Origin of the sequence: Verminephrobacter aporrectodeae subsp. tuberculatae (assembly GCF_026127385.1) — a bacterium.
Lineage (GTDB): Bacteria > Pseudomonadota > Gammaproteobacteria > Burkholderiales > Burkholderiaceae_C > Acidovorax > Acidovorax aporrectodeae.
In genome coordinates, this window is the sequence record NZ_QZCX01000003.1 from 920200 (window position 1) to 937912 (window position 17713).

The 17713-nt window shown below is 66.0% G+C and carries 21 protein-coding genes; 15 read left to right on the forward strand and 6 right to left on the reverse strand.

Annotated elements, in window-relative coordinates:
* Positions 1-42: 42 nt before the first annotated feature.
* Positions 43-765 (reverse strand): ComF family protein, encoded by a 723-nt coding sequence (locus D5041_RS19165; RefSeq protein WP_265285501.1) that lies wholly within the window; start codon positions 763-765, stop codon positions 43-45.
* Between the two features lie 35 nt (positions 766-800).
* Here D5041_RS19165 and D5041_RS19170 point away from each other — a divergent pair, with 35 nt between their 5' ends.
* The 7 genes from D5041_RS19170 to D5041_RS19200 all read left to right on the forward strand — a co-directional run bounded on the left by D5041_RS19170 (position 801) and on the right by D5041_RS19200 (position 6704).
* A complete protein-coding gene (locus D5041_RS19170) occupies positions 801-1727 on the forward strand; it encodes a class I SAM-dependent methyltransferase (protein WP_265282930.1) in 927 nt (308 codons plus the stop codon).
* A 232-nt stretch (positions 1728-1959) separates the two neighbouring features.
* Positions 1960-3129: a cytochrome c oxidase subunit II gene (coxB, locus tag D5041_RS19175; protein WP_010100436.1), complete on the forward strand. Its 1170-nt coding sequence runs from the start codon at positions 1960-1962 to the stop codon at positions 3127-3129.
* A gap of 33 nt (positions 3130-3162) precedes the next feature.
* The gene (gene ctaD, locus D5041_RS19180; RefSeq protein WP_265285502.1) at positions 3163-4794 is read left to right on the forward strand and encodes a cytochrome c oxidase subunit I; all 1632 of its coding nucleotides are present in this window, start codon (positions 3163-3165) and stop codon (positions 4792-4794) included.
* A gap of 10 nt (positions 4795-4804) precedes the next feature.
* Positions 4805-4918: a cytochrome oxidase small assembly protein gene (locus D5041_RS19185; RefSeq protein WP_010100431.1), complete on the forward strand. Its 114-nt coding sequence runs from the start codon at positions 4805-4807 to the stop codon at positions 4916-4918.
* 13 nt (positions 4919-4931) lie between these two features.
* A complete protein-coding gene (locus D5041_RS19190; protein WP_265282928.1) occupies positions 4932-5558 on the forward strand; it encodes a cytochrome c oxidase assembly protein in 627 nt (208 codons plus the stop codon).
* Positions 5555-5770 carry a DUF2970 domain-containing protein gene (locus D5041_RS19195; RefSeq protein ID WP_169315361.1) on the forward strand — a complete coding sequence of 72 codons (216 nt, stop codon included), beginning with the start codon at positions 5555-5557 and terminating at the stop codon, positions 5768-5770. Before D5041_RS19190 ends, D5041_RS19195 begins: the two co-directional genes overlap by 4 nt.
* A 52-nt stretch (positions 5771-5822) precedes the next feature.
* Positions 5823-6704, forward strand: a complete 882-nt coding sequence (locus D5041_RS19200; RefSeq protein WP_265285503.1) for a cytochrome c oxidase subunit 3 — start codon at positions 5823-5825, stop codon at positions 6702-6704.
* A 74-nt stretch (positions 6705-6778) separates the two neighbouring features.
* On the opposite strand, the gene D5041_RS19205 is transcribed toward D5041_RS19200, so the two are convergent.
* On the reverse strand, positions 6779-7021 hold the full coding sequence (locus D5041_RS19205; RefSeq protein ID WP_010100428.1) for a twin transmembrane helix small protein: 243 nt from the start codon (positions 7019-7021) through the stop codon (positions 6779-6781).
* 15 nt (positions 7022-7036) lie between these two features.
* Between D5041_RS19205 and D5041_RS19210 the strand changes: the two genes are divergently transcribed.
* The 6 genes from D5041_RS19210 to D5041_RS19240 are packed head-to-tail and all read left to right on the forward strand — an operon-like array spanning position 7037 to position 11705.
* Positions 7037-7834: an SURF1 family protein gene (locus D5041_RS19210; RefSeq protein ID WP_265285504.1), complete on the forward strand. Its 798-nt coding sequence runs from the start codon at positions 7037-7039 to the stop codon at positions 7832-7834.
* A gap of 31 nt (positions 7835-7865) precedes the next feature.
* Positions 7866-8240, forward strand: a complete 375-nt coding sequence (locus tag D5041_RS19215) for a hypothetical protein (RefSeq protein ID WP_498063236.1) — start codon at positions 7866-7868, stop codon at positions 8238-8240.
* A gap of 12 nt (positions 8241-8252) precedes the next feature.
* Positions 8253-8996 carry a redox-active disulfide-containing membrane protein gene (locus D5041_RS19225; RefSeq protein WP_407702303.1) on the forward strand — a complete coding sequence of 248 codons (744 nt, stop codon included), beginning with the start codon at positions 8253-8255 and terminating at the stop codon, positions 8994-8996.
* Entirely contained in the window at positions 8993-10159 is a 1167-nt protein-coding gene (locus tag D5041_RS19230; protein WP_265285506.1) for a COX15/CtaA family protein, read from the forward strand. Before D5041_RS19225 ends, D5041_RS19230 begins: the two co-directional genes overlap by 4 nt.
* The gene (gene cyoE, locus D5041_RS19235) at positions 10156-11055 is read left to right on the forward strand and encodes a heme o synthase (RefSeq protein WP_010100194.1); all 900 of its coding nucleotides are present in this window, start codon (positions 10156-10158) and stop codon (positions 11053-11055) included. The genes D5041_RS19230 and cyoE overlap by 4 nt, the downstream gene beginning before the upstream one ends.
* Positions 11056-11105: 50 nt before the next feature.
* Positions 11106-11705, forward strand: a complete 600-nt coding sequence (locus D5041_RS19240; protein ID WP_265285764.1) for an SCO family protein — start codon at positions 11106-11108, stop codon at positions 11703-11705.
* Here D5041_RS19240 and D5041_RS19245 read toward each other — a convergent pair.
* Positions 11702-12772, reverse strand: a complete 1071-nt coding sequence (locus D5041_RS19245) for a ParA family protein (protein ID WP_265259075.1) — start codon at positions 12770-12772, stop codon at positions 11702-11704. The two genes, D5041_RS19240 and D5041_RS19245, sit on opposite strands and share 4 nt — an antisense overlap.
* Positions 12773-12777: 5 nt before the next feature.
* Positions 12778-12912: a hypothetical protein gene (locus D5041_RS19250; protein WP_265285507.1), complete on the reverse strand. Its 135-nt coding sequence runs from the start codon at positions 12910-12912 to the stop codon at positions 12778-12780.
* A gap of 216 nt (positions 12913-13128) precedes the next feature.
* Here D5041_RS19250 and istA point away from each other — a divergent pair, with 216 nt between their 5' ends.
* Both istA and istB read left to right on the forward strand, forming a co-directional pair.
* Positions 13129-14655, forward strand: coding sequence for an IS21 family transposase (gene istA, locus D5041_RS19255; protein ID WP_265284957.1), 1527 nt, complete (start codon positions 13129-13131; stop codon positions 14653-14655).
* 59 nt (positions 14656-14714) lie between these two features.
* Positions 14715-15485 (forward strand): IS21-like element helper ATPase IstB, encoded by a 771-nt coding sequence (gene istB, locus D5041_RS19260; protein ID WP_265285765.1) that lies wholly within the window; start codon positions 14715-14717, stop codon positions 15483-15485.
* A 185-nt stretch (positions 15486-15670) separates the two neighbouring features.
* On the opposite strand, the gene D5041_RS19265 is transcribed toward istB, so the two are convergent.
* Both D5041_RS19265 and tnpC read right to left on the reverse strand, forming a co-directional pair.
* Positions 15671-16069, reverse strand: a complete 399-nt coding sequence (locus D5041_RS19265) for an ATP-binding protein (RefSeq protein ID WP_265285508.1) — start codon at positions 16067-16069, stop codon at positions 15671-15673.
* A 190-nt stretch (positions 16070-16259) separates the two neighbouring features.
* Positions 16260-17708, reverse strand: coding sequence for an IS66 family transposase (gene tnpC / locus D5041_RS19270; protein WP_407702304.1), 1449 nt, complete (start codon positions 17706-17708; stop codon positions 16260-16262).
* Positions 17709-17713: the final 5 nt, after the last annotated feature.

Sequence of the window (17713 nt, forward strand, 5' to 3'; positions counted from 1 at the left end):
GCGCCGGGCGTCTGCTCGTAAGCAGAAGTATTCCCCGGCGCTTCAGTCCGCGGCTGTCCGTGCCAGCACGAGCGCCGTGATCCGCGCGGCACCCGCCGCGCGCAGCACCAGGCTTGCCGCGTGCAGGGTCGCGCCGGTGGTCATCACGTCGTCGAGCAGCAGCAGCCGCTGGCCGTGCAGCGCCGCGGCCTGCGCGGGGTGCAGCGCGAAGGCGCCGCGCAGGTTGCGCAGCCGCCGGGCGCGCGACAGGCCGATTTGCGTCTCGGTGGCGTGCAGGCGCAGCAGGCTGCGGGAGTCCGTCTTGCTCCGCTCCAGACGCCGCGCGAGCAGCGCGGACTGGTTGAAGCCCCGCTCGCGCAGGCGCTGTACCGAAAGGGGGATGGGCAGCAACCGGTCGGCGGCCTCAAGCGCGGGCGCCACCCCGGGGGTGCTGCGCAGCAGGGCGGCCAGCGTTGCGGCCCAACCCGGGTCTCCCCGGAACTTGAAGTCCGCGAGCGCGTCGGCCCAGGGGTAGGCATAGTCCACTGCGGCCAGACAGGCGTCAAACGCCGGCGGGTTGCGCAGGCAGGCGCCGCAGACCCCGACCCCGGCGGGCACCCGCAGCGCGCAGCGCTGGCACCGGGTGGCAGGCTGCGCGAACCGTGCCGTGCAGGCCTTGCACAGCCGCTGCGCGGGCCAGGCATGGCACACGGCGCACTGGCTGGGCACGCTGCCCGACAGGCCGCGCAGGCGGCGCGCAACTCCTTGCAGGCGCGGGAAAAGCATGCCGTCAATATACTCGCGCGTTTGCGTGCCGCGCCATGTCCTCCCCTTCCCGCGAGCGTCCTCCCACCATCGATCCCGTCGCCGCCGCCCGCTGGCACGCGGCGGCGCCCGCAGTGTCCCCCTGGCTGCACGAGGAAGTCGCCCGGCGCATGCAGGAGCGCTTGCAGTGGCTGCGCCAGGCGCCCGCGTCCTGGTGCCATTGGGACGCGGTGCGCGGCGGGTTGCAGGCGCACGCGCTGGTCAGCGCACGCTACCCCAAGGCGCGCTGCCAGGTTCAGGAAAGCGCGCTGCATTGCGCGCGCGTGGCGCACCAGGCGCTGCGCAGGCCCTGGTGGAATCCGGCGCGCTGGACTGCGGCCAGCCCGCAGTTCGGGATGCCCGCGGACGCCAGCGTGCAAATGCTCTGGGCGAATATGGCGCTGCACACGGCGTCGGACCCTCTGGCGCTGATCGCGCAATGGCAGCGGGCGCTCGGGGTGGACGGTTGTCTGATGTTTTCCTGCCTCGGCCCGGACTCGCTGCGCGAACTGCACGCGCTCCATGCGGCCATGGGCTGGCCGCCGGCGGGGCACGCGTTCACGGATATGCACGACTGGGGCGACATGCTGCTGCAAGCCGGGTTTGCCGATCCCGTGATGGACATGGAGCGCATCACGCTCACCTTTGCCACGCCCGAGCGCCTGGTGCAGGAACTGCGCGAGCTCGGCCGCAACCTGCACCCGCAGCGCTTTGCCGCATTGCGCGGCCGGCGCTGGCACGCGCAGTTCCACCAGGCGCTGTCCGAGCGGCTCGCAGACCCCGCGCAGGGCGGCCGCCTGGCGCTGACGTTCGAGATCATCTATGGCCACGCGTTCAAGCCGGTGCTGCGCGCGCGCGTGGACGCGCGCAGCACCATCGCCTTGCAGGACCTGCGCGCCATGCTGCACCAGGGCGACAGACCGCCGGCTCCTGCGCGGCGATAAGCGGGAACGTGGCGCGCTACAATCGCCGGCGGTCGGGATTCCGGGCCTTTTTGCGCGCAGATATGGGCAGGCTGCATCGGCTCTGTTCCAGGGGCCAGGAGCAGTTTGCGGACCGGGCAGGGTGCGCTCCGCCAGCGCAGATCCGCAAAGCCTTGGCGCACGGCCCCACGCCGGCGCGCACGGGAAATGGGTTGATTTGAGACTGAGAACTTAGAAGCTTGAAGTGAGAACCATGAAGCGCATTTCCAACCGGCTGGCTTCTCCGCTGCTGATGGCAGGGGCATGGATGGGCTCGGCGGCCCACGCCGTGCAGGACCTGCCCGGCGGTCCTGCGGTGCACCAGCTCAACCTGGCGCCACCCGTCACCCGGATCGCGCAAGAGCAGCATTTCCTGCACTGGATGATGCTCGGCATCTGCACGGTCATCTTCGTTGCCGTGTTCTCCGTGATGTTCTACTCGATCTGGAAACACCGCCGCTCCAAGGGCGCGCAGGCGGCGAATTTCCACGAGTCCGTGAAGGTCGAAGTGGCCTGGACCGTGATTCCGTTCATCATCGTGATCGCCATGGCCCTGCCTGCCACGAAGACGCTGGTGGCGCAAAAGGACACGACCAACGCCGACCTCACGATCAAGACCACGGGCTACCAGTGGAAGTGGGGCTATGACTACCTCGCCGGCGAAGGCGTGGGCCTGGCCTTCATCTCCACGCTCGACAGCGGGCACCGCGCCATGTCCGACAGCGGCAACGTCTCGCAGGCGCCGGACGACTACCTGCTGAAGGTGGACAACCCGCTGGTGGTGCCGGTGAACAAGAAGATCCGCATCATCACCACGGCGAACGACGTGATCCACTCCTTCATGGTGCCCGCTTTCGGCATCAAGCAGGATGCGATTCCCGGCCTCGTGCGCGACACCTGGTTCCGTGCCGAAAAGACGGGCGACTACTACGGCCAGTGCGCCGAGCTGTGCGGCAAGGAACACGCCTACATGCCGATCCACGTGAAGGTCCTGTCTGCCGATGACTACAGCGCCTGGGTCGCAGACCAGCAGAAGAAGGCCGCGGCCAAGCTGGACGATCCGACCAAGGTCTGGACGCTGGACGACATTCTCAAGCGCGGCGAGAAGGTGTACGCCGCCAACTGCGCCGTCTGCCACCAGGCCAGTGGCAAGGGCGCCGGCGCCATCAAGCCGCTGGACGCCTCGGCCATCGTGCTCGACACGGACCATGCCAAACAGATCCAGGTTCTGCTCAAGGGCGCGGCGAATGGCGCCATGCCCTCGTGGGCCCAGCTGAGCGATACCGACATTGCCGCCGTGGCGAGCTATACCAAGAATTCCTGGTCGAACAAAACCGGCCAGTTGGTGCAGCCCGCGGAAGTCGTGGCCCTGCGCGGCAAGTAATTCCCCGTATCGAGGAATCTGGAGGAATCCCCAATGAGCGTAGTTCTCGAACCGCACGGGCATGCCGGCGATCCCGCAGGCCACGACCACCACCACGGCCCCGCCACGGGCTGGCGCCGCTGGCTGTACGCCACGAACCACAAGGACATCGGGACGCTGTACCTGCTGTTCGCGTTCAGCATGCTGATGGTCGGCGGCGTGCTGGCGCTGCTCATCCGCGCCGAACTGTTCCAGCCCGGCCTGCAGTTGGTGAACCCCGAGTTTTTCAATCAGCTGACCACGATGCACGGCCTGATCATGGTGTTCGGCGCCATCATGCCGGCCTTCGTGGGCTTTGCGAACTGGATGATTCCGTTGCAGATCGGCGCCTCGGACATGGCTTTCGCGCGCATGAACAACTTCAGCTTCTGGCTCATGGTCCCGGCCGGGCTGATGCTCCTGGGCTCGTTCTTCATGCCCGGTGGCGCGCCCGCCGCAGGCTGGACGCTGTACGCACCGCTGACGCTGCAGATGGGCCCTTCGATGGACGCCGGCATCTTTGCCATGCACATCCTGGGCGCGAGTTCGATCATGGGTTCGATCAACATCATCGTGACCATCCTGAACATGCGCGCGCCCGGCATGGCGCTGATGAAGATGCCGATGTTCGTCTGGACCTGGCTGATTACCGCCTACCTGCTGATCGCCGTGATGCCCGTGCTCGCCGGCGCGATCACCATGACGCTCACGGACCGGCATTTCGGCACCAGCTTCTTCAACCCCGCGGGCGGTGGCGACCCGATCATGTACCAGCACATCTTCTGGTTCTTCGGCCACCCCGAGGTGTACATCATGATCCTGCCGGCCTTCGGCATCATCAGCCAGATCGTCCCCGCCTTTGCGCGCAAGAGGCTGTTCGGCTACGCCTCCATGGTGTACGCCACCTCGTCCATCGCGATCCTGTCGTTCATCGTCTGGGCGCACCACATGTTCACGACCGGAATGCCCGTGACCGGCCAGCTGTTCTTCATGTACGCCACCATGCTGATCTCGGTGCCGACGGCGGTGAAGATCTTCAACTGGATCGCCACCATGTGGCGCGGCTCGATGACCTTTGAAACCCCGATGCTGTTCGCCGTGGGTTTCATCTTCGTGTTCACCATGGGCGGCTTCACCGGCCTGTTCCTGGCGATGGCCCCGCTGGACGTCGCGTTGCAGGACACCTACTACGTGGTGGCCCATTTCCACTACGTGCTGGTCGCCGGTTCGCTGTTTGCCATGTTCGCCGGCGTCTACTACTGGCTGCCCAAGTGGACCGGCGTGATGTACTGCGAGAGGCGCGGCCAGATCCATTTCTGGGCGTCGCTGATCTTCTTCAACGTCACCTTCTTCCCGATGCATTTCCTGGGCCTGGCCGGAATGCCCCGCCGCTACGCGGACTACGCCATGCAGTTTGCCGACTTCAATGCGCTCGCCACCGTGGGCGCATTCGGTTTCGGTCTGGCGCAGGTGTTCTTCTTCCTCGCGGTGATCGTCCCCGCGATGCGCGGCCGGGGCCAGAAGGCCGCGGCCAAGCCCTGGGACGGCGCCGAAGGGCTGGAGTGGGAGGTCCCCTCGCCAGCGCCTTTCCACACCTTTGAAACCCCGCCCAAGCTGGACGCGAGCGCGACCCACGTGATCGGCTAAAGGAATGCCCATGACACCCGAACAGAAAAAACGCAATCTGCGGATGGCGCTGATCCTGGCCTCCGTGGCAATGGTTTTCTTCTTCGGCATCATGTTCAAGGTGGTGGTTCTGCTGCCCCGCTGAACCGGCAAGCACCATGAGCCTGCAGCGCGAAAACGCAAAAATGCTTGGCAAGCTGGTCGTGATCGCGGCCGGCATGTTCGCCTTCGGCTATGCGATGGGCCCGATCTACCGGCATATCTGCGAAATCACGGGGATCAACATCCTGTCGCTTTCCGAGCGGCAAGTGCCCGGCAACGGCGTGGCGGGCAAGGATGCCGGCTTGCCGGCGAATACGCAGATCGACCGCTCGCGCACGATCACCGTGGAGTTCGACGCGAACGCCCGCGGCCCCTGGGACTTCAAGCCCGCGCAGCGCTCGGTGCAGGTGCATCCGGGGGAGTTGACGACGGTGATGTACGAGTTCCAGAACCTGCAAAACCGCCGCGTGGCCGCGCAGGCCGTTCCAAGCTATGCGCCGCACCAGGCCGCAGCGTATTTCAACAAGCTGGAATGCTTTTGCTTTCACCAGTACACCCTGGACCCGGGCGAAAAAAAGCAATGGCCCGTGAGCTTCGTGATCGACCCGCGCCTCTCCAGGGACGTGGCGACCATCACGCTGTCCTACACCTTCTTCGAGGTGGGCAGCAAGACGCCCGCCGCGCCGCAGTCCACCGCAGCCACCTCGGCGCTGCGGCCTGCGGCATTGGACGCCGGATCATGAATGCCCCCCCGGAGCAGCCCGCGCTGGCGCGCAAGGGCTCTTGGCTGCGCACGGTGCGCGCGATCGCCTGGTCGCTGATCGGCCTGCGCCGGGGCAGCGAATATCGGCAGGACGTGGAAAACCTCAACCCGCTGCACATCATCGCGGTCGGGCTGGTGGCCATCTTCCTGCTGGTGATCGGCCTGATCGGGCTGGTGCACTGGATCGTATGAGTTGCTCCTGGACACGAACCGGGAACAAGAATTTTGAGCGTCAGGAGCTGAAATGAGTGCATCCACCCACGGCAAAACCCCGTACTACCACGTGCCCGCCGAATCGCGCCACCCGGTGATGGCGGCGGTCGGCCTGTTCTTCGTGATCCTGGGCGCAAGCCAGTGGGTCAATGGCCATGGCTGGGGCAAGTATTCCCTGGCCCTGGGTCTGGTGTGGTGGCTGTTCGTGCTCTACCAGTGGTTCGGTGACGCGGCCCGCGAGAGCGAAAGCGGACTCTACGGCCGCAAGATCGACCTGTCGTACCGCTGGAGCATGAGCTGGTTCATCTTCTCGGAGGTGATGTTCTTCGGCGCGTTCTTCACGGCCCTGTGGTGGGCGCGTGCGCACTCGGTGCCGGGGCTGGGCAGCCTGGACAACGCGCTGCTCTGGCCCGATTTCAAGGCCGTCTGGCCGAGCGTCGCTGCGGGCGCCACGGCCTCGCCCGCCGGCATCGTCGAGCCCTTCCAGACCGTTGGCCCCTTCTGGTTGCCGACCATCAACACGGCGCTGCTGCTGACGTCGGGCGTGACGCTGACCATCGCCCACCACGCGCTGCGCGCAAACCAGCGCGGCAAGACCATTGCGCTCATGTGGACGACCGTGCTGCTGGGTCTCAGCTTCCTGCTGGTGCAGGGCTACGAGTACTTCCATCTCTACACCGAGCTGAACCTGCGCCTCAGTTCGGGCGTGTTTGGCTCGACCTTCTTCATGCTCACCGGCTTTCACGGCTTCCACGTGTTCCTGGGCATGTTGATGCTGCTGGTGATCACGCTGCGCCTGCAAAAAGGCCATTTCAGCGCCGACCGGCATTTTGGCTTCGAGGGCGCTGCCTGGTACTGGCATTTCGTGGACGTGGTCTGGCTCGGCCTGTATGTGCTGGTCTACTGGATGTAGGCCATTTCCCCGGCAATATGAAGAAAAGCGCCACGCGGCGCTTTTTTCATTCACCGCTCGCGCGGCCTGGGAAGTCAGCGGCCGACCGGCAGGCCGGTGGGCTGTATGTAGCCCAGCCGCCAGGCAACCAGGATGCACAGGAACAGCACGATGGACAGCCCCACCCGCACGGCGAGCGCCCGGGCCATGCGGCCGCCCCGGTTCCTGTCGTCGCGGCCATGGCTGTCGTCACGGTCATTGCGCAGCATGAAGAACAGCGCCGACGCCAGACTGGTCAAAATGGCGATGAACGCCGCTGCGACGAGGAAGTATTTCATGGAGCCCATTATCCCGTGACGAGCACCCGGAATTTTTGGCTGATCAGCCTCGCGGCGGCCGCGGGCGTGCTGGCGACGGCTTCGCTGGGTCTCTGGCAGCTGTCACGCGCTGCGCAAAAGGAGGCGCTGCAGGCCACGCTGCAAGCGCGTGGCCGCATGCCGGCGATCGATGGCGCGGCGCTGCTTGCCGCTGCCGCAGGCCCCGCCGACGGCGCGCAGGCCGTGCTGCACCGCAGCGTCGTGCTCGAGGGCCGGTGGCTGCCGGAGCACAGCCTGTACCTGGACAACCGGCAGATGCAGGGCCGGCCCGGTTTCTACGTGCTCACACCTTTGCAGCTGCGCGGGGAAGCCGGGAAATCGGGGAAGCCGGGGGAGTCAGGGGAATCGGGCGCGGTGCTGCTGGTGCAGCGCGGCTGGGCGGCGCGCAATTTCATCGACCGCGCGCAGCTGCCAGCGGTGCAAACCCCGCCGGGTGTGGTGCGCATCGTGGGCCGTGTGGAGCAGGCCCCGTCGCGCCTGTACGAGTTCCGCGGAGGCGGTGGCGCGCAGGAGGGGGGGCGTATCCGGCAGAATCTCGACTTGGCGGCGTTGCGCACCGAGACCGGCTTGGCGCTCGCCGATCTCACGGTGCAGCAGACGGGCGCAGCCAGCGAGGGGCTGCAACGCGATTGGCCCGTGGTCGGCACGGCCGCCACCAGGAACTCCGCTTATGCATTTCAATGGTTCGGTCTCTGTGGCCTGATGGCAGCTCTCTATGTCTGGTTCCAAATCGTCCCCCGCTGCATGCGCGCACGCAGCCAACCTGCCCCCTGAGGCCCGCACCGGGCAACCGCTCGGGCTTGCCGTGCACGCCATGCCCGAAGCCGGGGCCACCGGGGCCACGCTGCAGCGCGCGCGCCACGGCCGCTGGCAAATGCTCAGCGTGCTGCTCGTCTGCGCAGCGCCGGTGATTGCATCGTATTTCACGTATTACGTGATCCGGCCCGAGGGGCGGCGCAACCACGGCGAGCTCATCGATCCCCAGCGCCGCATCCCCGATCTGCTGGCGACGACGCTCGACGGCGCCACGCTCCCCCTGAACTCCCTCAAGGGCCAGTGGCTGCTCGTGAGCGTGGCCGGTGGCGCTTGCGACGCGCCGTGCCAAATTGGCCCGTGGTCGGCACAGCCGCCACCAGGAACTACGCTTATGCATTTCAATGGTTCGGTCTCTGTGGCCTGATGGCAGCTCTCTATGTCTGGTTCCAAATCGTCCCCCGCTGCATGCGCGCACGCAGCCAACCTGCCCCCTGAGGCCCGCACCGGGCAACCGCTCGGGCTTGCCGTGCACGCCATGCCCGAAGCCGAGGCCACCGTGGCCACGCTGCAGCGCGCGCGCCACGGCCGCTGGCAAATGCTCAGCGTGCTGCTCGTCTGCGCAGCGCCGGTGATTGCATCGTATTTCACGTATTACGTGATCCGGCCCGAGGGACGGCGCAACCATGGCGAGCTCATCGATCCCCAGCGCCGCATCCCCGATCTGCTGGCGACGACGCTCGACGGCGCCACGCTCCCCCTGAACTCCCTCAAGGGCCAGTGGCTGCTCGTGAGCGTGGCCGGTGGCGCTTGCGACGCGCCGTGCCAAAGGCAGCTGTACCTGCAGCGGCAGCTGCGCGAAAGCCTGGGCAAGGAAAAGGACCGCCTGGACTGGGTCTGGCTGATCAACGATTCCGCCAGCCCTGCGCAAGCATTGGCGCCCGCGCTCAGAAAGGCCACCGTGCTGCGCGTCGATGGCGCGGCGCTCGCTGCCTGGCTGGCTCCCGCCCCGGGCCATCGGCTGACCGAGCATCTGTATCTGATCGACCCCATGGGCCACTGGATGATGCGCTTTCCCGCCACCCTGGACGCTGCCGGCGCCGCCCGGGCCCGGCGGGATCTGGAGCGCCTGCTGCGCGCGTCCTCTTCGTGGGACGAGGCCGGGCGGCCGGAAAAACCATGACCGCGGCACGGTCGCTCTACGATCTGGCGCCCGCGGCCGAGCTCATGCTCCTGGGCTTGGTGCTCGCGCTCGGGCCGCTGGCCTGGGTCTGGGCGCGCAATCGCAGCGGTCCGCAGCGCCTGCAAGCGCTGACCATGCTCACGCTGTTTCTGACCTTCGACCTCGTCCTGTTTGGCGCTTTCACGCGCCTGACGGATTCGGGCCTGGGCTGCCCCGACTGGCCGGGCTGCTACGGCAGCGCCAGCCCGCTGGGCGCGCATGCGGAGATTTCGGCTGCGCAGCAGGCCCTGCCCACGGGCCCGGTAACGCACGCCAAGGCCTGGGTCGAGATGCTGCACCGCTATCTGGCCACGGGGGTGGGCGTGCTCATCACCGTCCTGACGGCGGCGTCCTGGCTGCAACAGCGCCGGGCCGGCGCAGCGCAGCGTCTGCCCGTCAGCCCCTGGTGGCCCACGGCGACGCTGCTCTGGGTCTGTCTCCAGGGGGCCTTTGGCGCGCTCACGGTGGCGCTGAAGCTGTTTCCCGCGATCGTCACGCTGCACCTCTTCGGCGGCCTGGTGCTGCTGGCCCTGCTGTGCGTGCAGGTGGTGCGCCACGCGCAGCGGGCGCCGCTGCCCATTGCGCCGGCGCTGCGCCGGGGCCTCGTCGGGACGGCGCTGCTCCTGGCCCTCCAGGTGCTTCTGGGCGGCTGGGTCAGCAGCAACTATGCCGTGCTCGCCTGCACCACGTTCCCGACCTGCCAGGGAAGCTGGTGGCCCGCGATGGACTTTGCCCAGGGCTTTCAGATCTGGCGCAAGCTGGGCCTGCTGCAGGACGGCAGCCACATCGGCTTTGCCGGCCTGACGGCGATCCACTACGCGCACCGCCTGATGGCCTACGCGGTGCTGGCGGCGCTGGGCCTGCTGGCCTGGCGCCTGCAGCGCGGCGCGCGGCTGACCGTGCAGGCACGCTGGCTCGCCGGTCTTGCGCTGCTCCAGCTGGCCACGGGCCTGTCCAACGTGGTGCTCGACTGGCCCCTGCTGGCCGCCGTGCTGCACACCGGCGGCGCCGCAGCCCTGGTGCTGGTGTTGACCTGGGCGTTCGCGGCCAGCCGCGCAGCAAGCGCGCACCAGGCGTTTTCTGCACCGTCGGGCGCAGCGCACGCATCGGGAATGTCCGCATGAATGCTGCCCCCGCCGGCGTTTCTCCGCCCTCGATCCTGCGGCAGTTCTACGTGCTGACCAAGCCCCGCGTGGTGCAGCTCATCGTTTTCTGTGCATTCATCGGCATGGTGCTGGCCGTTCCCGGCCTGCCGTCTGCGGCGCAACTGGGCCGCATGGCGTGGGCCTGCGCAGGGGTGTGGCTGGTGGCCGCGGCGGCGGCGGCGTTCAACTGCATCGTGGAGCAGGGCATCGACGCGAAGATGAAGCGCACCGCATGGCGGCCCACCGCCCGGGGCGAGCTGTCGAACACGCAGACGCTGCTGTTCTCGGCCGTGCTGTGCGCGCTGGGTTCGGCCCTGCTGTATTTGCGCGCCAATCCGCTGACCATGTGGCTCACGTTTGCCACCTTCGTCGGCTACGCGGTGGTCTACACGGTGATCCTCAAGCCCCTGACGCCGCAGAACATCGTGATCGGCGGCGCATCGGGCGCCATGCCGCCCGTACTCGGCTGGGCCGCCATGACCAACGACGTGGGCCCCGAGGCGCTGATCCTGTTCCTGATCATCTTTCTGTGGACCCCTCCGCATTTCTGGGCGCTGGCCCTCTACCGGGTGGAGGATTACCGCAGGTCGGGCCTGCCGATGCTGCCCGTGACGCATGGCAACGAGTTCACGCGCCTGCAGGTATTCCTGTACACGCTGATCCTCTTTGCCGGCGGCCTGATGCCGTTCATCCACGGCATGAGCTCCTGGATCTATCTTGCCGCCGCCGTGCTGCTCGGCGCGGTCTTTTGCGGCTACGGCTTTGCGCTGTGGCGCAATTATTCGGACGCGCTCGCGCGCAGGACCTTCCACTTTTCCCTGATCCACCTGAGCGCGCTGTTTGCCGCCCTGCTGCTGGACCACTACCTGCTGTAGCAGACACCATGCGCAACACACTCCACACGATCGCCGCCGCGGCCCTGTCGATGGGCATTGCGGGACTCATCGGTGCATGCTCCGGGGAAAAAGCCCAATTCCGCGGTGTGGACATCACCGGGATAGGCGCCACGCAAGCAAACGACGCGCAAAACGCGCCGAACTTCGCGCGGGACCTCGGGCTGACCGACCATAACGGCCAAGTGCGCCCCATCCGGGATTTTGCGGGCAAGGTGGTGATCGTCTTCTTTGGCTACACGCAATGCCCGGACGTCTGCCCCACGTCCCTGCAGGAACTCGCGCAGGCCAAGCAGTTGCTGGGCCGGGACGGGGAGCGCATGCAAGGCATTTTCGTGACCGTTGACCCCGAGCGCGACACCCCCGAAGTGCTCAAAGCCTATATGGCCAACTTCGACCCCGGTTTTCTCGCGCTGCGCGGAACGCCCGAGCAGCTCGCACAGGTCGCGCGGGACTTCAAGATCTACTACAAAAAGGCCGAGGGCAAGACGCCCACCAGCTACACCATGGACCACTCGGCGGGCAGCTACATGTACGACCCCGCCGGGCACCTGCGGATCTACCACCGCTACGGCAGCGGCGCGCAGGCCCTGGCGGCAGACGCCAAGATCCTGCTCGGCAAAGCGGGCTAAGCGCGCGCTGCGCCGGTGCCAGTACCGGTGCCGCTGGGCGCATCGAATAACTCCAGTTGGCTGGACGCAGCGCAGGGCATGTGGACCCCGATGCGCTGAGCAATGGATTGCGCGAGCTTCCTGAAATCGTCACGAGCCCCTGCGGCGGCGTTGGCGTGCGAGCCGATGGCCCCCTCTGCGGCGAGCAAGGAGAAGATGGGCTTGCGCGCCTCCTGCGCAAGAGGCATCAAGCTGTTGTAGTTTTTCAGCAGGGCCAGACAGAGAGGGTCTTCTCCGATCGGTGGGGACTCCCCGGCGGGTTCGTCCAACACGCTGCGCCTGAATTCGGCGGGTATCCGATCGAGCCAGCGCGTATACGCCTGCACGGGGCGCGCCAGGCGCACACCATGGCGCATGGCGACATAGCCCACAGGCTCCATCGTGCCCGATGGCAGGTCAAACGCCGGACACTCCCAGCGCCTGCGGCGTTCGGTCCAGTCCGCTCTCCATTTGCGCAGCGCGGGCCCCAGGTTGCGCAGGCCCTGCAAGGAAAAGAGATCCGCGCCCAATGGCACGACCACATGGCTGCTGGCCAGCAAGGCAGCGCGGTTGATCGCGCCAAGATTCGGTCCCACGTCGAACACGATGAGGTCGGCGGCAAAACGCGCAGCGGCGTCCTGGGCGCTGCGCCAGAAAGCCGTGAGGATGCGCATGGGTCGGTCCTTGTTCTCGCTCAGCGCGGCGGTCCACATGGACGACAGTTCGTCCTCAAAGCTGGACAGACCCAGATCGCCGGGAACGAGGGCAAGATTGCGGTCCACTTCCTGAAACTCGACAGGCGCGTAGTCGCCAATGCTCAGCAAGGGTTTGACGCTGCGAAAAATGGTGCCTGCGCCCGCAGCGTCGTCCCAGAGCTGCGCGAGTCGGTCTTCGTCCAGAAAGGCCGCCGTCAGGTTTGCCTGCGGGTCCAAGTCCACGGCAACGACCCGCAGCCCTTGCTCGGCGTACATCCATGCCAGGTGATAGACCAGCGAGGTCTTGCCAACGCCGCCCTTGTTGTTGAAAAAGGTGAGAACGGGAACGGGCATGCCAGCTACTTCCGGACGGTGACGAGTACCCGGGTCTCTTGCGGGTCGAATTGCGCAGGGGGGTTCCCGTTTTCGGCGAGCAGCCTGCGGGCCGTGGCTATGCCGACACCGAAACGCTGGACGTAGCCTTGCGTTTTCATTGCCTCGGCGAGTGGGTATTTCGGCGAGCGTGACCGCCCATTTCGGCATCGTGACCGCCGATTTCGGAACCGTGACCGCCCATTTCGGTGACGTGACCGAGGGACGACTGATCACCGTTTGAAGGTGCTCGTCAGCCTGTCAAGGGCGCTGGTGCTGGTGTTGCGTATGAACCACGGGTTTGGGCATAGCGTCGCGGTCTTTTGGCCGCAGCGCATATGCCACAGCAACGAATCAACATACGCATGATCAAAGACATCCTCAGACTCAAGTACAGCGCCAAGCTGTCGCATGAAGCCATCGCGCGCAGCCTCGGTATCTCCAAGGGGGTCGTGGCCAAGTACCTCGGCATGGCCGGCGCTGCCCGGCTCGATTGGGCCGCAGTGGCCGAACTCGACGAGGCCGGACTCGAACGCCGGCTGCTCGGGCGCAGTTCGGCCGAGACGGCGGTGATCCAACCCGACTTCGCCCATGTCCACATCGAACTGCGCCGCAAGGGCGTCACGCTGATGCTCTTGTGGCAGGAGTACCGCGCTGCCCACGAGGGCCGACGCACCTGGGCCTACACCCAGTTCTGCGAGCACTACAAGACCTTCACCAAACGGCTCAAACGCTCGATGCGCCAGCACCGACGCGCTGGCGAGAAACTGTTCATCGATTACGCCGGCTCCACGCTGGCGTTGGCCGACGGCTCACGCGCGCAGGTGTTCGTGGCTGCGATGGGAGCATCGAGCTACACCTTTGCCTGCGCTACCACCGATCAGAGCATGCGCTCGTGGCTCGCTGCCATGGCCCGTGCGCTGGCTTTCTACGGTGGCGTGCCGCAATTAATTGTGCCCGACAACCCGCGTGCACTCGTCTCCAATGCCTGCCGCTACGAGCCCCAAATCAACGAGACCGTGCGCGACTTCGCCCGCCACTACGGCGTCTCGATCCTGCCGGCACGCCCGTACTCGCCCCAGGACAAAGCCAGCGCCGAATCGGCCGTGCAAGTCGTCACCCGCTGGATTGTGGCCCGGCTGCGCCACCAGGTGCTGGCCGACGTACACGCTGCAGACGCAGCGCTCTCGGCACTGCTGCCTTCACTCAACGAGCGGCCCTTCCAAAAGCTCGATGGCAGTCGCGCCAGCCTGTTCGCCGCGCTCGACAGTCCGGCGCTGACGAGCCTGCCGGCGCAACCCTGGCAGTGGGCCATCTTCAGGACCGTCAAGGCCCACATCGACTACCACGTCGAGGTCGAGCGCCATCGCTACAGCGTGCCGCATGCGCTGGTGGGTTTGGAACTGCAGGTGCGCATCACCGACGCGCTGGTGGAGGTGCTGCACCGCGGTCAACGTGTGGCCAGCCACGTGCGCAGCAACCAGCGCGGCGGCTTGACCACGCGCGATGAGCACATGCCCGCAGCCCACCGGGCGCACAAGCAGTGGACGCCCGAGCGGCTGATCCACTGGGGTCAGGGCATCGGTGCGAACACGGGCCAATTCGTCGTGCAGTTGCTGCACAGATTCCGTCATCCCGAGCACGGTTATCGCAGCTGCCTGGGCCTTCTGAGCTTGGCCAAGCATTACGGCCCGCAACGCCTGGAAGCGGCCTGCACGCTGGCTCTGGAGTTGCACGCCGGGCACTACCGCCATGTGCGCGAGATTCTGTTCAACGGACGCGACCTGATCGCGCGCAATCACAGCGCGCCCGAGTGGGTGGCACCCGCGCACGAGAACCTGCGCGGCGCGGCCAACTACCAATGATGCGTGTCGTCACGCGGACTGCCGACGGCACCGAATTCCCCGAACCAGAGAACCCGAACATGATGATGAACAACACCCTGGCGCAGCTGCGCGAGCTCAAACTCGTAGGCATGGTCAGCGCCATCGAAGAGCAACTGAGCAGCAGCGCGAGCACCACGCTGAGCTTTGAGGAGCGGCTGGCGCTGATGGTCGATCGGGAGGTGCACCATCGCACCGACAAGCGCCATGCGGCCCTGCTCAAACGGGCACGGCTGAAGTACCCGCAGGCCTGCATCGAAGACGTGGACGGCCGTGCCGGGCGCGGCTTTGAGCGGCCAGCGCTGATGAGTCTGGCGCTGTCGCGCTGGGTCGAGGAAGGCAGCGCGCTGCTCATCACCGGCCCTACCGGCTCGGGCAAGTCGTGGCTGGCCTGTGCGCTGGCGCAGTACGCGTGCAGGCGTGGGCAATCGGCGCTGTATCTGCGCGTGCCGCGACTGGCCGAGGAACTGCGCATCCTGCACGGCAACGGCGGCTTCACGCGCTGGCTGGCGACGCTGGCGCGCACCGACGTACTGCTGCTCGACGACTGGGCGCTGGCAGCACTCGACGGCCCCACGCGGGCGGACCTGATGGAGGTCATAGACGACCGGGCAGGCACCCGCGCCACGATCATCACCAGCCAGTTGCCGCTGGAGCACTGGCACGCCTGGATCGGTGACGCAAGCATCGCAGACGCCATCCTCGACCGACTGCTCGCGCGCAGCCACCGCCTGGCATTGAAGGGGCAATCGCTGCGCACGCAACCGCCCGGCGCGAGCAACACCACTGACTCCCCCGAGACGGTGCGTTGAGCAACACCAGCCCTGTGCATTCGTGCACAGGGCCACGCGGGCCGCGCGACTGAACGCCTACAAGGGCGTTGTTGACCTGTGGATGAGTCAGAGTCCAAGCACAAAAAATAGAAAAACACAAGAAAAAACTCGAACGATACTCAGGTATCGTGGCCTGCAACACCCGACAAGGAGGCATCAACCAGTCAATCCACACCCCTCTCTACAATCTCAACCGCGTAACCCCAGACCCAGCGCTCAAATCGGTCACGATGCCGAAATGGGCGGTCACGCTCGCCGAAATACCCAGCGAGGTGTGGATTGCGGTAGTCGGTGACCCCAGCCTGACCAAAATTGGCGACGGTAACGACACCGTATGGACCGCCGGGGTTGAGAATTTCGATGCGGTCGGAAAACCACGTGACCCGGATCGGCGCATGCGTGCCTTCGTAGCTGCGGTGCATGATGGCATTGCGCGCCAGTTGCTGAAGCGCGGCAAGCGGATAGTCCGGACGCCGCTTCTCCGTGTCGGCGGAGTGAACGTTGACGGACGCCGAGATATGCGCCCTGAGTTTGTCGTCCAGCCGGCGGATCACCTCGCTCATGCGCCCGTCGATCGCTGCCTCGTCGAGGATGGGGGCATCCCATTCAGGTCCATCCACACGCAAGAACTGCACGTAGGCACAGGGAATGAGGTCCCGTGTTCTCGTTGCGAGAACGAGACTTCCCATGACCGTGGGCACGGGGTTTTGAACCGACGTAACTACTCAGCCCCCGGCCCCACGGCCCAGCCGATCAACCAAAGCAAGGTTGAACCGGAGCGCCCAGAAAGGCTTGGATGAGCGCGTCAAACAGCTTGGCTCCTTGCTTGTTCAGCGTCGCCAAGTAAGAGCGGATGATGCAGTAGATATCCGCCCCATCGCTTGTTCGGAAGCACCCGGAAATCTTCTGCTTGACCTTGGGCATGCGCACAGCCTGCTCGGCCACGTTGTTCGTGAAAGGCACGTTCGGGTCCGTCATGAAACGCCAAACGTCATCGCTGTAATCGCGTAGCCGGCCGATCAGGTTGGCGGCCTTGCTCTGCTTGATGCGACCGCGTTGGCCATTGGCCTGCACGCGTGGATTGAGCAGATCGCCTTCGGCCAACGTTGCCTCGAACAGACCGCGCAGAACCTGCACTCGCAGCCGATGCTCAGGCGCCGCGTAGTCGATCTGACCCTGTGCACGCAGTTGATGGATCAGGCTGTTGGCGTACAGCAGCACCTCAATCGATCGACCCGCCCAGTCCTGCTTGAGTTGCTCATGCACGTACGTCAGTTCGCGTACATGGTGCGCGTTGCACAGGCTGTGCCTACTGCCCAGCATGCGATAGGACCCCCAGCCGTCGTGCACCAGCGTGCCTGTGAACAGGGGCAGGATGCCATGCTCGATGAACGCTGCCATGCCGCGTTTCTCATGTCGCCCCAGCCAAGTCAGCTTCTCGGTGACCAACGCGTGCAGCCAGTGCAGCGATTTGTTCACGCGCAGGCCCGTCTCGTCGGCGTGCACGATTGGCTGGTTCACCAACTCCTGCGCGATGGCTGCGACTGTGGGCGCCAGCACCTGGGCAGCCTCAGCGTTGGCACTCAGAATCGTTGCCTCGGACATGGGCATGTCAAAGAGATCGCCCATCACTTGCCCCGTGCGCTTGAGTGGCAGCATCTGGTACTGGTTCAGGTGCACGGCTGCGGCCTTCGCGCGCGGGCCGTATTGCACCGCTGCGGTGACGTCCGCAGGGAATGCGCCACGGTGGGTCTTGCCGCAGTTGCAGATCGCTTGCAGCACGCGGTGCTCGGTGACTTGGTCGCGCAAATCGGGCAGATCGTGGACCTGCCGGGACTCAACCACGCTGGCCTGACCCAAGGAACCGTGGCAGACATCGCAATGCTCGGGCGGCGCATGGGTGACGACCACATTGGGCTCGGCCACTTGGCACAGGGTATGACCCTTGTGCCCCTTCTGCCCGCCGACCGGCCGTTGCCCGGCCTTGCGCAATGACTTGGGTTGGGGTTTGTTGAGCCCATCGCTCGAGGGTGGCTTGCTGGAGTTGCGGCTGTTCAGATTGAGCCGCGCTTGCAGTTCGTTGACTTCGATTCGCAGGGCATCCACTTGGGCCATCAGCATTTGCTGCATTGCCCACTGCTCCAAGATCAGCTCACCCCTCTGGGCATGGCTGAGTGAGTTGAGGTCGGGTAGCTGTTGCATCAAGT

Excerpts from the sequence above, each read along its gene's own strand:
- D5041_RS19240 (WP_265285764.1), top strand. The coding sequence starts at position 11,106 with ATGGGCATTGCGGGACTCATCGGTGCATGCTCCGGGGAAAAAGCCCAA.
- istB (WP_265285765.1), top strand. The coding sequence starts at position 14,715 with ATGATGATGAACAACACCCTGGCGCAGCTGCGCGAGCTCAAACTCGTA.
- D5041_RS19205 (WP_010100428.1), bottom strand. The coding sequence starts at position 7,021 with ATGAAATACTTCCTCGTCGCAGCGGCGTTCATCGCCATTTTGACCAGT.
- D5041_RS19250 (WP_265285507.1), bottom strand. The coding sequence starts at position 12,912 with ATGAAAACGCAAGGCTACGTCCAGCGTTTCGGTGTCGGCATAGCCACG.
- ctaD (WP_265285502.1), top strand. The coding sequence starts at position 3,163 with ATGAGCGTAGTTCTCGAACCGCACGGGCATGCCGGCGATCCCGCAGGC.
- D5041_RS19170 (WP_265282930.1), top strand. The coding sequence starts at position 801 with ATGTCCTCCCCTTCCCGCGAGCGTCCTCCCACCATCGATCCCGTCGCC.
- D5041_RS19225 (WP_407702303.1), top strand. The coding sequence starts at position 8,253 with ATGTCTGGTTCCAAATCGTCCCCCGCTGCATGCGCGCACGCAGCCAAC.
- D5041_RS19200 (WP_265285503.1), top strand. The coding sequence starts at position 5,823 with ATGAGTGCATCCACCCACGGCAAAACCCCGTACTACCACGTGCCCGCC.
- D5041_RS19185 (WP_010100431.1), top strand. The coding sequence starts at position 4,805 with ATGACACCCGAACAGAAAAAACGCAATCTGCGGATGGCGCTGATCCTG.
- istA (WP_265284957.1), top strand. The coding sequence starts at position 13,129 with ATGCCACAGCAACGAATCAACATACGCATGATCAAAGACATCCTCAGA.
- D5041_RS19195 (WP_169315361.1), top strand. The coding sequence starts at position 5,555 with ATGAATGCCCCCCCGGAGCAGCCCGCGCTGGCGCGCAAGGGCTCTTGG.
- D5041_RS19165 (WP_265285501.1), bottom strand. The coding sequence starts at position 765 with ATGCTTTTCCCGCGCCTGCAAGGAGTTGCGCGCCGCCTGCGCGGCCTG.
- cyoE (WP_010100194.1), top strand. The coding sequence starts at position 10,156 with ATGAATGCTGCCCCCGCCGGCGTTTCTCCGCCCTCGATCCTGCGGCAG.
- D5041_RS19190 (WP_265282928.1), top strand. The coding sequence starts at position 4,932 with ATGAGCCTGCAGCGCGAAAACGCAAAAATGCTTGGCAAGCTGGTCGTG.
- D5041_RS19265 (WP_265285508.1), bottom strand. The coding sequence starts at position 16,069 with ATGAGCGAGGTGATCCGCCGGCTGGACGACAAACTCAGGGCGCATATC.
- D5041_RS19245 (WP_265259075.1), bottom strand. The coding sequence starts at position 12,772 with ATGCCCGTTCCCGTTCTCACCTTTTTCAACAACAAGGGCGGCGTTGGC.
- D5041_RS19230 (WP_265285506.1), top strand. The coding sequence starts at position 8,993 with ATGACCGCGGCACGGTCGCTCTACGATCTGGCGCCCGCGGCCGAGCTC.
- coxB (WP_010100436.1), top strand. The coding sequence starts at position 1,960 with ATGAAGCGCATTTCCAACCGGCTGGCTTCTCCGCTGCTGATGGCAGGG.
- tnpC (WP_407702304.1), bottom strand. The coding sequence starts at position 17,708 with ATGCAACAGCTACCCGACCTCAACTCACTCAGCCATGCCCAGAGGGGT.